The following is a 15,274-nucleotide window of genomic DNA, read 5'->3' as shown; positions in this document are numbered from 1 at the left end:
GGCCAGCGTCGAGAGCGCCCTTTCCACTCCGGATCAGGTGCGCTCCGCTTCCAGTTCCTGCCACTGCTTTTCCAGGCGCTTGGCAGAGACCGGCATGCGGGTTTTCAGCGTCTGGGCAAAGAGCGACACCCGGAATTCCTCCAGGCTCCACCGGTACCCCTGAAGCGCCTCGTTCAACGCTAGGGCCTGACCGTCGCGATCGGTCCAGAAAGGCTCCAGACGCTCCCAGAAGGGTGCCAGCTCATCCACCAGGCGGCGATCCTTGTTCGGGTCCAGAGGCGCCTTTTCCAGCCGAATTTCCAGCGCCTGCATATACCGTGGGTACTGGCGAAGCCAGTCCTCCGGAGTGCGATACAGCATACCGGGGTAAAACAGGTGGGCCAGTTGGGTGCGGATGTCCGACAAGGTAAACGCCAGTGGCAACTGAGTGCGGTGCTGCTTAAGCTGCTTTTTGATCTTTACCAGCGAGTGCAGACTGGTGGAGAGCACGTCCGCCAAACCTTGCGCCTGTATCACCAACCCTTCGCGCACCGCCTGCTTGCAACGCTCATAGGCCGGTGCCGTTCGGGGCAATTCGTTCAGTGGTAACCAGTTCGCCACGGCCGCCAGAAGCAGGTCATCGACGACCGCATCGCGCTTGCCCATCTCCGCCACCGACAGAGCCAGCTCCTCTTTTTTAAGCAACTCTTTGTGCAGGTACTTTCGGGTCTGGGAAAGCTCCAACAGAATCAACCGCGCCAGACCTCGCTGGGTCTGATAGGCGGCATCCGCCGCTTCATCCAGCACCACGATGGCCACCGAATCGCGTTTGTCCACCAGCGCCGGGTAAGCGCGTAGCTGGATGCCGCCGCGCTTGAGCTGCATCTCTTCCGGCAGTGTGTCCCAATCCCATTGGGTCAGTTGGTCGCGCTCGATTCCCACCGCCGCCGATTGAATCTTCTCCTGGGCCTGCTCCCGATAGCGCTCGCGCAGCACCGCCAGATCCCGACCCCGGGCGATGCAGCGCCCGCGCTCGTCCAGCACCTGAATGTTGACCCGGTAAAAATCGTCAATGCGTGTGTCGTCCCAGGCCTCGGGCGGCACCTCGACCAGGGTCTGGCGCTTGAGTTGGTGAGCCAGTGCGTCGGTCAACGAGGTATTGTCCGGCTGCATGCCGGCCAAGGCCCGATCCACCACATCCGGCACCGGCACAAAGTGTTTGCGCCACTGTTTAGGCAATCCCTTGATCAGGCTGATGCACTTGTCGCGCAGCAGACCGGGCACCAACCACTCGAGGCGTTTTTCCGGCACCTGATGCAATAGGCTGACGGGCACCTGCAGATTCACCCCGTCGTCCTCGTGACCGGGTTCGAACTGATACTTCAGCGGGAAGCTGACGCCGCGCCAGGTCAATGCATCAGGGAACTGCGCTTCGGTCACCTCCCCGGCATCGCGCTGCATCAGTTGTTCACGCTCAATAAACAGCAGTCGCGGCTGATCTTGCTCAATGGCTTTGCGCCACTGGTCAAAGCTGGCGCGACTGACCACCGAGTCGGGAATCCGCTCGTCATAAAACTGGTACAGGGCTTCGTCATCGGCCAGAATGTCCCGACGCCGACTTTTCGCCTCCAGCTCATCCAGTTCAGCCACCAGACGCTGGTTATGAGCAAAGAATTTTGCGGGCCCGCCCCGTTCCGATTTCTTGGCGTAACGGCCCTCCACCAGCGCGGAGCGAATAAACACCTCGCGACAGGTGGCCGGTTCGATATCGGTGAAATCGACGCGTTGCTTTTCGACCAACACCAGTCCGTACAGAGACACCTTCTCGTAGGCCTTCACCCGTCCGCTCTTCGGGTCGTAGTGAGGCTCAAAGTAATGACGCTTGACTAGGTGTTTGGCCGCACTCAACGCCCACTGGGGATCAATCTTGCCCACCGTGTGGGCGTATAGTCGGGAGGTTTCCAACAGCTCAGCCGCCACCAGCCACTTGGGCGTTTTCTTGAACTGGGACGAGCCCGGGAAAATCATGAATTTGCGATTGCGTGCCCCGAGGTATTCACGATCCTCCACATTGAAGCCCAGGTTGCCCAACAGGCCGGTCAGCAACGCTCGGTGTACCACCTCATAGTCCGCCGGCTCGCTGTTCTCCTTGAGTTTGAGCTCGCGCAGGCTGACTTTCAGTTGATGATGAATGTCCCGCCATTCGCGCCAACGCAGGTAGTTCAGGAACTCTTTCTTGCATTGTTTGCGCATCTGATTCTGAGACAGGTCCTGGCGCAACTGTTCGAAATAGTCCCACAGGTTCACAAAGCCGAGAAAATCCGATTGCTCGTGCCAGAAACGACGATGGGACTGATCCGCCGCCTGCTGTTTGTCCGCCGGTCGCTCCCGTGGGTCCTGTACTGACAGGGCACTGGTAATGATCAACAGCTCCCGCACACACCCCAACTCACTGGCGGCCATCAGCATCCTCGATAGCCGTGGGTCCAGCGGTAAGCGGGTAAGCTGCTTACCGGTGGGGGTCAGACGACCCTTACCATTGACCGCCTGCAACTCTTCCAGCAGTTTGAAACCGTCGTTGATCAGACGCCGGTCCGGTGGGTCGATAAACGGAAACCGATGAATGTCCCCCATGCGCAGTTGCAGCATCTGCAGGATCACCGCCGCGAGATTGGTACGCAGAATTTCCGCATCGGTAAACGCGGGACGCGCCAGAAAGTCCTCTTCGCTGTACAGGCGGATACAGATACCCTCCGCCACCCGGCCACAACGCCCTTTGCGCTGATTGGCGCTGGCCTGGGAAACCGGCTCGACCGGCAGACGCTGCACTTTGGTCCGGTAACTGTAGCGACTGAGTCGGGCAAAACCCGGATCGATCACATAGCGGATGCCAGGTACGGTGATTGACGTTTCCGCCACGTTGGTGGCGAGCACCACCCGCCGCCCCTTGTGCGGCGCAAAAACCTTTTGCTGTTCGGCCATGCTCAAGCGGGCGTAGAACGGCAGCACCTCCAGGTGCTGAAAACCCGCTTGGCGAATACTGCGCGCGGCCTCGCGAATTTCCCGTTCACCACTGAGAAACACGAGTATGTCACCACCGCGGGCGCCCTTGCCGACGCTGCGCTCGTGGGTTTCAATTTCGTGAATGGCGTCGAGTATCGGCTGGTAGCTGTCGTCCCCCTCGCTATCGCTGTCCAACGGCGGCCGATACCAGACATCCACCGGATAGGTACGACCGGACACTTCGATGATGGGGGCATCGTCAAAGTGTTGGGAAAACCGCTCCAGATCGATCGTGGCGGAGGTGATGATGACCTTCAGATCCGGGCGCTTGGGCAGCAACTGTTTGAGAAACCCGAGCAGGAAGTCAATATTGAGACTGCGTTCGTGGGCCTCGTCGATAATCAGGGTGTCGTAGCGGGACAGAAAGCGATCGTTCTGGATTTCCGCCAGCAGTATCCCGTCGGTCATGACCTTGACCAGGCTCTGCTCACTGGTCTGGTCGGAAAACCGCACCTGGTAACCCACCAGCTCGCCCAGGGGCGACTGAAGCTCCTCGGCAATACGCTGGGCGACGGTGTGCGCGGCCACCCGCCGGGGCTGGGTATGGCCAATCATGCCACTGACACCCCGCCCCAGCTCGAGGCAGATTTTGGGGAGCTGGGTGGTTTTCCCGGAGCCGGTTTCCCCGGCCAGCACCACTACCTGATTATCGCGAATCAGTTCGGCGATTTCGTCCCGCTTGTCGCTGATCGGCAGGTCCGGATAGACGATGGTCTGTGGCCGGTGTTGTTCGCGTTGCTCAAACCGCTGTTGGGAGCGCTGCCAGTGTTCCAGCCATTTGCTCTGGTCTTTGTCGACCGGTTGGCCGGCCTTGAGCCGCTCCTGGATGGCCTGCCAGCCTTTGGACAGAGGAAACCGGTCCCGACTCAGTACGCGGCTGAGGTCGAGGCGTTGGGGAAATTGGTCGAGGGTCGGTGTTTCGGATTCAGACATAGCCAGCTCGGATGATTAAGCACGGCATGATAGCAGAGAGGGCCCCGGTATCGCAGGGGGCATATTCATAGCGGCTAAAGAGACAAATTTGATTGGCGCTCCACTCCGGAATAGCAGCTGCGGGAGGTAAGGTCACTTTGAGACACGCCGTAAACCCATCCATGGGGGCTCATTACCCGCCGTCCAGGCGGGTAACGGTCTCAAAGTGACCTTACCTCCCTCCGCGGTAGTCGCATCACGCTCCGGGAACTAGAACCTCTGCCACTCCAATCTGGAGAGAAGACCAAATCGCTATTTCCCGAAACTTTAAGCCGGCACTTGCGGAGGGTGGGTATACCCTTGTGAGACCGTCACCCGCCTGGACGGCGGGTGACGAGCCTACAGGGATGTATTCACGGCGTGTCTCACAAGGGTATACCCACCCGCAGCATTCCAATACGAAGTTGCCAAACCTTTATGCAACTCAACCTTTACTCCAGAAGACTACGCAGCATCCAGGCGGTTTTTTCGTGGAGTTGGATGCGCTGGGTGAGGAGGTCGGCGGTGGCTTCGTCGCTGGCTGACTCTACCACCGGGAACAGCGAGCGGGCGGTGCGGACCACCGCTTCATGCCCTTCGACGGAACGTTTAATCATATCTGTCGCACTCGGAACACCCGGTTCCTCTTTGATGGTGCTCAGCTCGGAAAACTCCTTATAAGTACCCGGCGCCGGGAAACCGATCGAACGGATACGCTCCGCGATCACATCCACCGCCTCGGCCAGCTCAGTGTAATGCTCCTCGAACATGATGTGCAGTGTCTGGAACATCGGGCCGGTGACGTTCCAGTGGAAATTGTGGGTCTTCAGATACAAGGTATAACTGTCCGCCAGCAACCGCGACAAGCCTTCCGCAATCTGCTCACGATCACTCTGTTTGATACCAATATCGATTTCCATGACCTTCTCCTCAATGGATGAATAGCGGCCCCACCTGACGGGGCCCCGATTGAATTAGCTTAATTGGATGTATGCGTGCGCAACAGCGCCTTTTCAAGGCTGGGGCGCAAATACACTTTTATCACATTGATAGCATCACGCTATGCGACATTTTACCGGCCGTTCGGGTCATCACTGTTATCGTCAAACAGCTGATCGTCACCCAAAGGGAAAAGCGACTCTTCCTCGTCCGCTGACGCCGGCTTGGGCGGCGGCGGTTGCGTCGGCGCGGGTGTGTCGGGTGAATCGCTGGGCGACTCCAGTTCCGACTCGAGTTGCTGCATGGGGGGAGGTGCGCCGGTGTCAGACGGCGCGGGTTCATCGTCGGTGTCATCCAACACCTGGGTTTTGCGCCCACCCATGATGGCGCGATAGCCAAAATAAGCGAGCACCAGAAGCAGGCCGTTGGCCAGCACCAGGCTGCCGGCCAGCAGCAGCGGGTGCGTAGGCTCCCGCGGCTCGGCGGTTGCGGTTTCCGGGCCGGCGGGTTCGGTGTCGACCACACTGGGCTGCCCCAACGTCAGGGTCGAGGGCGGTGGCTCGCTGTCCTGTCCCTGTCGTGCGCGCTCGGCGGCGGCCACACTGTCATCCAGTTCTTCGCGCAGCGAACCGATCGCATCGCCCAGCGGGTCCGGCTGCGGATCCCCCTCTTCCGGGTAGGTAAAGTACTGGGTCGGCAGATGCTCTTCAAACGCTCGCCCGTCCACTGTCTGACCGCTGGCCTGCAATGAAATCCGGTAGTTGGCCCGCTCCTCGGGACTCAACGTATGGCGCCAGATACCGGGGCTTTCGGCCTTCAGGGTAAGCACTTCACTGTGCCCGCCCGAGTGGCGGATGTGAACCACCACATCAGTTTGCCCGGGGTTGATGGTCTCTTTGCCGTCCACCATCAGATCCCAGTGCACATTGTCCCCGTCAAGCCGCTTGGTCAGGCTGACATCAAACTGGGAGGCCACAGTCATTCGGTGCGTGAACAGCCGCTCAAAGCTCTTGCCATCGAGTGTCAGCCGCAGCTCATAATCCCCGGGGCGACGGGGTGCCGGCAGCACCAACTCATAACGCCCGTCTTCGGGAGGAGGCCCCTGCCAGGTTTTCAGGGCCAACTCACTTTCGACCGTACCGCTGAGCTCCAGCGTCAAGGTCAAAAGATCCAGCAGTGCGGGGTTACTGACAATGCCCCTCTGGTCCTTCAGATAAAAATTGACCGGAATCGGCTCGCCAACATTGATGTTGTTGACCAGGGGCTCTACCACCAGTTGCAGGTTACTGATGATGGTCAGCCGGCTGTGCGGTTGCAGTTGCGCGTTGATCTCCCAGCGACCGGGGGATGGATCGGTCACCGTGATCAGATCGTAGTCCGGGGTGCCGTACCAGTGCAGATCGGGGCGCTCGGAGGCGGCATGATAGCGAAGGCCATCGGGTGAGGTGAGCTCGGTGGCGTCCTGATCCGGCGCCTTGCGCACCAGAGCGGTAAACTCCTGGATACTGTCATCGATCAGGAACAGCCCACCGGTAATTGGCAGACGCTCGGCGGGCACCGTCTGCTGAAAAATCTGCAGCAGGCTGTCCATCAGCTGTTCGGCGTTGCGCGCTTTGCTGAACAGACCATCCGAACCACGAGCCATATCGCGCAACAGTGCCTCGTCGGTCTCATCCGAGAGGCCGATGGTATGAATCCGGTACCCCAGAGAGTGCAACTGGGGGACCAGCTCATTCACCACTCGCTGCTGCTCCCGGGCACTGATTCGCGGGTCCGGACTGACGTCCACCACCCCGTCGGTCAACAGGATGATGTCGGTGCGCGGGGCGGCGCCCTCCGAGCGCTCGGCTCGATCGTAGGCCGCGCCTTCCAGCGCCGCCCCGATATGGGTATAGAGGGCAACCGAGTTGATCTCACCGACGCGCTCCAGCGCTCCGGTCTTCCAGCGATCATCAACCTCCCGGTGAGGAATCAGGGCGTTGACCTCCTGCCCAAAGGTCCACACCCCCGCCCGAGCGCCCGGGGGTAACAGGCGCACCAGCAGAGAGAGCGCCGGGCGGCGCAGATTGTCCGGGTCGGTGCGCTTCATGCTGCCGGAGATATCCACCACCAGGCGGATATCGGCCTGCTCGGTCTGCGGTTCCTGGGCGGACAGCGGTACCAGTAGCACCAGCCCCAGGATCAACAGCGCCGCCCGGCACCCGGTTTTCATGGTCAGACCAGCAGGTCCAGCGCGCGGCGGCCCTTTTCGGTCAGGTACCAGCGCACCCCTTTGCGGGTATTGAGTTTGCCCGCCAACTGTCGGTTGACCAGCACGTTCAGTGACTTCTGGATGGTCGTCTCGTCCGCCCCGGCCTCGCGACACAAGCCCGCCATGGAGCGATAGATGTGCCGCCCCACGCCAAGCGTCTTGAGAACCTTACTGGCGGCAATATCCAGTTCTTCGTTCGGATTCAGGGGGCCGGCGTTGTCATCGACATCGGTGTCCTGCTCGGTTTCGGTATCCAGCAGCGGCAGCAACTCCTCCTGCATGACCCGCAGCTCGTGCTGCATGGCCTCAACCTGATTACGGGCCACCTGCGCCTCACGCAGAATGCGTTTTGGGGTACTGGTCAGTACCAGGCGGGAGCCAATCGCCACGATCAGACAGAAGCCCGTGTAGATGAGCAACCGCGAAGGGTCTTCCTGGATCTGGGTGATCAGGTCACTCTGAACAAAGAACAGAATCACCGGTACCAGGAACGCCGCGCCGATACCCAGCACAATACAGCGCGGCAGCGCCGCCTCGTCATCACGCTCCTGGGTCAGTTGATAGTAGTTGATTAGCCCGCCGAAGACGCCGGCAATACTCATGACCGCCGCCAGAATGAAAATGTGATTTGCCATGAAGTTCTCCTGTGCAAACGCCCAACCCTCAATACTCAAAGAAGGCAATCGGTGTGAGCGTTTAATTACTCTTAGTTATAGCAGGTTTGCCCCAGACGGCAATCTCAGTCCGCCTCGGGCTGGGCGGGTCGGGGGCGCACGAGCAACTGGAAGATCAGCGATATGACCAGTGCCACCAACCAGACGCCCAACATGATCAGTCCGGACCGCGAGGCGCTGTCCAGGGTATCGAACAGGCCGTCGAGCACCAGCACAAACAACGCCGGAGCCAGGAAAACGGCGTCGTCAACCAACATTGGACCGGGTGTCAGCAACAGTGCGGCGGCCGACACCAGGAGCAGGTGTCGCCACTCACGCCGAAATCCCCGGGTCACCCGCCAAGCGGTGACCAGAAGCGCCAGGGCTCCTACCAAATACACGATCCAGGCAAGGGTGTATCCCGTTGTCATAGGTTGTCGGCTCCTGTGTTCAGCTCTTGAGTATTCATCACTATCGAAGCGGCCCCGGGTCAGACCCAGAGCACCGCTCGCTCCTCCCATTCCTCTTCCGGCACGTCGGATTCCGAAACAAAACGTCCAGCAGCGGACACCCCGGCCCGGCGCACCGACGCGGGGTCGCCGGAGATCAGCGGATGCCAATCCGGCAGCGGGATACCCTCCGCCAGCAGCCGGTAGGCGCAGGTCGAGGGCAGCCAGTGGAAATCGGAGACGTCCTTCGGGCGCAGCACGGTGCAGTCGGGGACATTGCGTTGGCGGTTGGGGTAGTCGCTGCAGCAGGCCGTAGCCGAATCCAGATAACGGCAGGCAACATCGGTGTAGAGAATCTCCCCGGTATCTTCGTCCTCGAGTTTGTGCAGACAACACTTACCGCAGCCATCACAGAGGGACTCCCACTCCTCGGCGGTCATCTCTCCAAGCGATTTGCGCTCCCAGAAAGCCTGCTGTGCCAAGTCTCAATGCCCCAATTTGGAGTTGTGCAGGCGAACCTGAGCCGCCTCCGCATCCGCGTGGGGACTGGGCGGCATCTGCAGGTAATAACCGGGTTCTTCCAGGCAGGCCAACACACGCTCGGCGGTGGTACGCGCCAATTTACGTTCCGGGGTCAGCGCCAGCACCATGGCCGATTGCGGTTTGCCGAACCGCCGGAGCAGGTCTTCCGGAACCCGCTCAAGCCCCTCTTCGCGTTTGACGTAGAGGTACATACCCTCTTCTTTCGGGCTGCGAAAGATCTCAACCAACTGTTTCATGAAGGCTCCTGTTGCGGCGCGACATCCGCCCGGTGCGCTTCCGCCGTCTCGAGCAGACCCTGCCCCAGAAGCTCATGGCGCCAACCCTGCAGCCGCTCGGGCAACTCGAAGGATCCGCCGTTGAGACCGGAGCGGACAATCGCCTCGTATTCACGTTTGCGCACCAGCAGTTCCGGCGGTAAATCCTGGACTTCCGCCAGTTCACGGACGTAGCGTTTGAGCGCTTTCATCAAGGGCGCCTCGGCCTTACCCAGAGGCGGGTCCAATCGTTCTGGCCAGCCCGACTCCGGCTCTTCCAACGCGAGGCGAATCTCCGCCATCAGCGCCTCCCCCTCCTCTTTCTGGGTGTGGGCGGGCACCTCCTTGAGCGTGCGCAACTGGGCCAGGTCAGTGGGTTGACGGCGAGCCAGTTCCCACAGGCCATTTTCCTTGATCAGCCGGTTGCGCGGTCGATCGCGCTCTCGCGCCTCCCGCTCACGCCAGGCACTGAGCCGGCGCAGCACGGCGAGCTCCCGCGGGCGCAACTTCCAGGCCGACCCAACCTTGCGGTAGTAGTCATTGAAGTCTGGCGTGCTCTTGGCGTTCGCCACCAGATCAGCGCTGTCCGCTCGCGCCCAATCCAGGCGCCCCTGCTCTCTCAGGCGCTGCAACAATTTGCCGTAGATGACCAGCATGTGCGCCACATCGAGCGCCGCGTATTTTTTCTGAGGGACCGACAGGGGTCTCTGTAGCCAATCCGAACGGGTCTCTCCCTTGGGAATCTCGATGCCCAATAGCTGTTGAATCAGATTCGCGTAACCCAGGGAAAAGCCGAAACCGGCAAAGGCGGCGCCGATCTGGGTATCAAACAGTGGCTCGGGTACCACCCCCAACCAGCGTTGGAACACTTCCAGATCCTCTGAGCAGGCGTGCAGCACTTTGGTCACGGCCGGATTCTGAAACAGGTCTCTGAGCGGCTCCAGGTTTTCAATGGCCAGCGGATCGATCAGGTAACAGCCGCGGCCATCGCCGATCTGCAGCAGGCCAGCGATCGGGTAGAAGGTCTCCGAGCGCATAAACTCGGTGTCCACCGCAATGGCGCCCTGCTGGCTCCACCGCTCGCACAGCTCAGCCAGTTCGGCGTCCTGGTCAATCCAGATGGGCTCTGTGGGTATGGTCGTCATAAGGCCTTTCGACTGGAAAATGCGTGGGCTAGCGTGCCGCCGTCGACGAACTCTAGCTCGCCCCCCAGCGGCACCCCGTGGGCAATTCGGGATACGGTGACGCCAAGATCCTTGGCCCGCTCACTGATGTAGAAGGCTGTGGTCTCCCCCTCCATGGTCGGGTTGGTCGCGAGGATGACTTCGCTGACCGCACCGGTTTTCAACTGATTGACCAACTGATCGATGCCAATGTCTTCAGGCCCGATACCGTCGATCGGCGACAGGCGGCCGAGGAGCACAAAGTACTTACCCTGGTAGCCACCGGCCTGCTCGATGGCCACCACATCCGCCGGTGTCTCCACCACGCACAGGACCGAGCCGTCCCGCCGCGGATTCTCACAGATACCGCAGACTGGCTGTTCGGTTAAAGTGCGGCACCGCTGGCAGCGCCCTACGCCATCAATAGCCTGCTCCAGGCTGCGCGCCAGACGCGCCGCGCCGTCGCGATTGTGCTCCAGCAGGTGCAGCACCATACGCTGGGCCGATTTGGGGCCAACCCCCGGCAGACAGCGCAGCGAGGAGATCAGCTCGTCAATCAGTGGACTGAATACCGATGCCATAGTCGCCTCTTAAAACGGCATTTTGAAGTCGGGCGGAATGCCCATGCCGGAGGTCATGTTAGCCATTTTTTCCTTACTGTTGGCTTCCACTTTACGTACCGCATCGTTCACCGCCGCGGCAATCAGGTCCTCAAGGACTTCTTTGTCTTCGCTCATGAGGCTGTCATCGATGTTGACGGTGCGCACGTCGTGGCGCCCGGTCATCACCACTGAGACCAGACCCGCGCCGGACTGCCCGGTGACTTCCGCCTGGGCCAACTCCTCCTGCATCTTCTGCATGTTGGCCTGCATTTCCTGGGCCTGCTTCATCAAATCGCCCAAACCTTTCATAACTCACCTCATCAATAGCGCCCCTATTCCAGGGGCTGTACCGTGTCTTCGCGCAACGTTGCGCCAAAGTGTTCGACCAGTTGTTGCACGATGGGGTCCCTTTTCATGGCTTCAAGCGCTTCGACCCGGCTCTCTTCCTTCAACCGCATGGCCTGCGCCGCCGGTGTCTCGGCCTCGACCGTGCCCGGCTGAATACGCACGCGCACCGACTCGCCAAAGTAATCACTGAGCACATCCGCCAGTCGCTGTTGCTGACTCTCGTCGTAGATGGCGCTGTGACGTTCATCGAGCATAAAATTCAGCTCATTGCCCTGCCGCCCCACCAGCACACAGTTGGCGGCGGTGCTTTGCAGTAGGCCGGTGGCGCTCAACCCCAGATAGACCTGGGCCCAGTTGTCCGGACGGGTCTCTTCCAGGGCCACCTTTGGCACCGCCGGTTTGGCCCGGGCCGCGTTGGCGGGCTCGGGAGCCGGGGCTGCAGCGCCGGTATTATTCGGCCGTGCCGCCGGCGTCGTCGTCGGCGCTGATGCTTCATTCGGTGCCCGATCCGCCGGTTGCGCCCGCGCCGTGGGTGCCGACTGATAAGGGCCATCGAACGGCGGTACCTCCTCGTCGGCCCAGGGCGGTGGCTCTTCCGCGGCCGCACTCGCCGCCGGGGCGGCCTGCTCCGATACTTTGGGAGACTCGCTATGAACCGGCTCGGGCGTTTTCGGGAGCTCGGCCTCGACCGGCTGCCGAGCGGCGCTGGCCGGCTCGGAAGCCGGCGAGGAGACGCTATCAGGGACCGACTTTGGGGCCTGGGCGGGCTCCTCCAACGCACCAGGCTGGTCAGTCGCTTCAGGGGTCGGGGTCGACGCTGCGGTCGGGGTTGGTTCCGACGCTCCCTGCGTCATCTGTTCGGCGGCCTGAGCCTGCGTTGCCTCGGCCGTCTGAGCCGTCTGTGTCTCGGCCGCCTGAGCCGGCTTGGGAATCTGCTCGGCCAGGCGCTCACCCGGGCTGGCCGGTGTGTCGCTGGCGCCTTGCGGTAATGCTTTCTTGGGAATATCGGCCAATCCCTGCGGTTTGAACGCCAGCATCCGCAACAGCACCATTTCCAGCCCCGCGCGCGGATCCGGCGCCAGTGGCAGGTCTCGCCGGCCGAGCAAGGCGGTCTGGTAAAACAACTGAATGTCCTCGGGCGGCATCTGCTGGGCCAGCTCGAGCACCTTGTCCCGGTCACCGTGGCTGTTATCCGCCGCTTCCGGCAGCGCCTGGGCGATGGCAATCCGGTGCAGCAGCGCCAGCAGTTCGGCCAGTGCGGCCGCATAATCGGGCGCCTGCTCGGACATTTGCTCTACCGCTCCGAGGAGCGCCCGGCCATCCTGCACCGCCAGCGCGGCCAGCATCTCGTAAATGGCCCGCTGGTCAATCGTGCCCAGCATGGCCCGCACTTCGGCCTCGGTGATTTTCCCGGAGCCGTAGGCAATGGCCTGGTCGGTCAGGCTCATGGCATCGCGCATACTGCCGTCGGCGGATCGCCCCAGCAGCCACAGCGCGCTGGCCTCGAACGGCACCAGCTCTTTTTCCAGAATTTCCTGCAGGTGCTGGACAATCCGCTCCGGGTTCATGTTTTTCAGGTTGAACTGCAGACAGCGGGACAGAATGGTCACCGGCAGCTTCTGCGGATCAGTGGTGGCCAGCAGGAATTTGACGTGAGGCGGTGGCTCTTCCAGAGTCTTGAGCAGGGCATTGAAGCTGTGCCCGGAGAGCATGTGCACTTCGTCGATCAGGTAGACCTTATAGCGGCCCCGGGTGGGCGCGTACTGGACGTTTTCCAGCAGCTCACGGGTGTCTTCCACTTTGGTGCGCGAGGCCGCATCCACCTCAATCAGATCGACAAAGCGGTTTTCGGCAATTTCCGTACAGGCGGAGCACTGACCACAGGGCTCGGAGCTGACGCCGCTCTCACAGTTGAGGCATTTGGCGAGAATCCGGGCAATGGTGGTTTTACCCACACCGCGAGTGCCGGTAAAGAGGTAGGCGTGATGAAGCCGGTTGTGGTCGAGGGCGTTGATCAGCGCCTGGAGCACATGCTCCTGCCCCACGGTTTCCCGAAAGGTGCGGGGGCGGTATTTGCGGGCCAGGACTTGGTAGCTCATGCCTTCCTCAGTGGATCAGAATATCAAAACCAGGGCGGGAGTATACCGGAAGATGCCCGGTGATATATACGGCGGGTGCAGGTCTACACCGCTGCGCTCGGCCCCTACGGGAACGACAGAATTATACCAACAAGGGGGGAGATGGGTGGTGACCTGACCAGCCACACCCCGGCACATGACTGACTGCTACCGTTGCTCCCTTCCGGGCCTGGCGGGGTTCACAGCTGATCATTGCGAGGGGACCGGAAAGGCCACCATAGTCGCTCGACGCCGGGGGAATCCCCCTGAAACAGCCGGTGGCTGTGGTCGAGTGGGGCGCATTATGCGCAGTTTGCCCCCCTATTGCAACCTCAATTGAGCAGCATCGACGCACCGGGCCCCAGGGGCAAACCGAGCCAGAACCACACCAGCATCAGTCCACTCCAACCCAGCAGGAACACCAGGCTGTAGGGCAACATCATCGCCATCAGTGTGCCGATACCCAGGTCCGGCTTATAGCGCTGAGCGAACGCCACCACCACGCCAAAATAAGGCATCAGCGGGGTAATGATGTTGGTGCTGCTGTCACCAATCCGGAAGGCCATCTGGGTCGCCTCCGGGCTGATCCCCAACAAAAACAGCATGGGAACAAAGACCGGTGCCAACAGCCCCCACTTGGCGGATGCACTGCCGACAAACAGATTGATAAACGCCGCCATAAAGACAAACACCAGCAGCAAAACACTGTTCGGTAATGCCAGGCCTTGCAGTCCCTCGGCACCGCTGACGGCAAGCAAGGTGCCCAACTGACTCCAGGAGAAATAATTCACAAACTGAGCGGCAAAGAACATCAGCACCAGATAACCGGCCATGGTCGCCATGGTTCCCTCCATGGCCTCCACCAACGCCTGGCTGCTGCCATACCGGCCGCTGACGCGCCCGAACAGCCAGCCGGCCACACCGGCATAGAATGCAATCAACACCACGATGCCTTGCATTGCCGCTGAACCGAGAAACCCCGGATTATTCGGGTCACGCAGCGGCGCCCCCTCCGGAACCGCCGCCACAAGAACAACCAGAACAAACAGAAGCGTCCACACCGCCACCAGCCAGAGGCCTCGACGCTCTGCAATTGACAGGGTGTGCTCCTCATCGGGAGCCGTTTCCGCGAGCCGCTCTGGGCCCTCGCTCCTGGCCAGGTGGGGCATCACCCATCGCTCAGTCACCCAGGCTCCAAGCACACTCAACACCAGGGTGGACACGGCGGCAAAGTAATAGTTGGCCTCAATACCCACTGTGTATTCGGGGGCGACGATGGCGACCGCCTCGGTACTCATTCCGCTGAGAATGACGTCCACCGGACCAATCAGCAGGTTGGCACTGTACCCGGCGGACACCCCCGCAAATGCCGCTGCGATACCCGCCAAGGGCGGTCGCCCCGCGGCGGCAAACATCAGGCCCGCCAGAGGAATCAGGACCACGTAGCCCGCATCCATTGCCAGGTTGGACAGAATGCCGGCAAAGACCACCATCCAGCTCAACAGCCCCTGCGGAGTGGACCGCACCAGGCGCTCCAGCACCACCCGCAACAGCCCGGAGTGCTCGGCCACCCCCAAACCCAGCATGGCCACCAGGACCGTGCCCACCGGCGCAAAGGAAACAAAGTTCTCAACCGTGTGAGTCAGCGCCCAGCGAATCCCCTCGGCACTCAGCAGACTGCGCACCGCAATACGCTCATCCTGCCCCGGCAGGCGGGTGGATACATCAAAGGCGGCCACGACCGCGGATACCAGTACCAATAACAGAGTGAGCCACAGGAACAGCATCGCAGGTGCCGGCAATCGATTGCCCCAGCGGGCGATGGCCGCCAAGGGGCCAGATGTGGCTTGAGAAGCGGGCTCAGTGACGCTCATAAACAATCCCGGTTGCGTTAAAGAATGGTAAGCGGCACTTGCAATCACACCGCACCAGCGTTGTAATGCATGTTTTACGGCCTGTCCA

Annotated in this window: 12 protein-coding genes and 1 other RNA gene; all 13 read right to left on the bottom strand. The window is 61.2% G+C overall.

What is annotated here, in order from left to right; all coding sequences use genetic code 11:
- Positions 1-33: 33 nt before the first annotated feature.
- The gene (gene hrpA, locus EDC38_RS01015; RefSeq protein WP_123636949.1) at positions 34-3,975 is read right to left on the bottom strand and encodes an ATP-dependent RNA helicase HrpA; all 3,942 of its coding nucleotides are present in this window, start codon (positions 3,973-3,975) and stop codon (positions 34-36) included.
- Between the two features lie 470 nt (positions 3,976-4,445).
- Positions 4,446-4,913, bottom strand: coding sequence for a Dps family protein (locus tag EDC38_RS01010; RefSeq protein WP_123636948.1), 468 nt, complete (start codon positions 4,911-4,913; stop codon positions 4,446-4,448).
- 152 nt (positions 4,914-5,065) lie between these two features.
- Positions 5,066-7,144: a VWA domain-containing protein gene (locus tag EDC38_RS01005; RefSeq protein ID WP_123636947.1), complete on the bottom strand. Its 2,079-nt coding sequence runs from the start codon at positions 7,142-7,144 to the stop codon at positions 5,066-5,068.
- A gap of 2 nt (positions 7,145-7,146) precedes the next feature.
- Complete coding sequence (locus EDC38_RS01000; protein WP_123636946.1) at positions 7,147-7,818, bottom strand: YEATS-associated helix-containing protein; 672 nt, start codon at positions 7,816-7,818, stop codon at positions 7,147-7,149.
- Between the two features lie 104 nt (positions 7,819-7,922).
- Positions 7,923-8,267, bottom strand: coding sequence for a hypothetical protein (locus EDC38_RS00995; protein WP_123636945.1), 345 nt, complete (start codon positions 8,265-8,267; stop codon positions 7,923-7,925).
- Between the two features lie 59 nt (positions 8,268-8,326).
- A complete protein-coding gene (locus EDC38_RS00990) occupies positions 8,327-8,767 on the bottom strand; it encodes a YcgN family cysteine cluster protein (RefSeq protein ID WP_123636944.1) in 441 nt (146 codons plus the stop codon).
- A gap of 3 nt (positions 8,768-8,770) precedes the next feature.
- The gene (locus tag EDC38_RS00985; RefSeq protein ID WP_024459650.1) at positions 8,771-9,064 is read right to left on the bottom strand and encodes a YcgL domain-containing protein; all 294 of its coding nucleotides are present in this window, start codon (positions 9,062-9,064) and stop codon (positions 8,771-8,773) included.
- On the bottom strand, positions 9,061-10,227 hold the full coding sequence (gene rnd / locus EDC38_RS00980; RefSeq protein ID WP_123636943.1) for a ribonuclease D: 1,167 nt from the start codon (positions 10,225-10,227) through the stop codon (positions 9,061-9,063). Before rnd ends, EDC38_RS00985 begins: the two co-directional genes overlap by 4 nt.
- Positions 10,224-10,826 carry a recombination mediator RecR gene (gene recR / locus EDC38_RS00975; protein WP_123636942.1) on the bottom strand — a complete coding sequence of 201 codons (603 nt, stop codon included), beginning with the start codon at positions 10,824-10,826 and terminating at the stop codon, positions 10,224-10,226. Before recR ends, rnd begins: the two co-directional genes overlap by 4 nt.
- A 9-nt stretch (positions 10,827-10,835) precedes the next feature.
- Positions 10,836-11,156, bottom strand: a complete 321-nt coding sequence (locus EDC38_RS00970) for a YbaB/EbfC family nucleoid-associated protein (protein ID WP_123636941.1) — start codon at positions 11,154-11,156, stop codon at positions 10,836-10,838.
- Between the two features lie 23 nt (positions 11,157-11,179).
- Positions 11,180-13,294: a DNA polymerase III subunit gamma/tau gene (gene dnaX, locus EDC38_RS00965; protein ID WP_123636940.1), complete on the bottom strand. Its 2,115-nt coding sequence runs from the start codon at positions 13,292-13,294 to the stop codon at positions 11,180-11,182.
- Positions 13,295-13,446: 152 nt separating this feature from the next.
- Positions 13,447-13,542, bottom strand: an RNA gene (gene ffs / locus EDC38_RS00960) — signal recognition particle sRNA small type.
- A 102-nt stretch (positions 13,543-13,644) separates the two neighbouring features.
- Entirely contained in the window at positions 13,645-15,186 is a 1,542-nt protein-coding gene (locus EDC38_RS00955; RefSeq protein WP_123636939.1) for an AbgT family transporter, read from the bottom strand.
- Positions 15,187-15,274: the final 88 nt, after the last annotated feature.

The sequence above is a fragment of the Marinimicrobium koreense genome (assembly GCF_003762925.1).
Taxonomy (GTDB): domain Bacteria; phylum Pseudomonadota; class Gammaproteobacteria; order Pseudomonadales; family Cellvibrionaceae; genus Marinimicrobium; species Marinimicrobium koreense.
The sequence above is the reverse complement of the archived record's forward strand: the minus strand, read 5'-3'. Positions and strand labels throughout refer to the sequence as shown.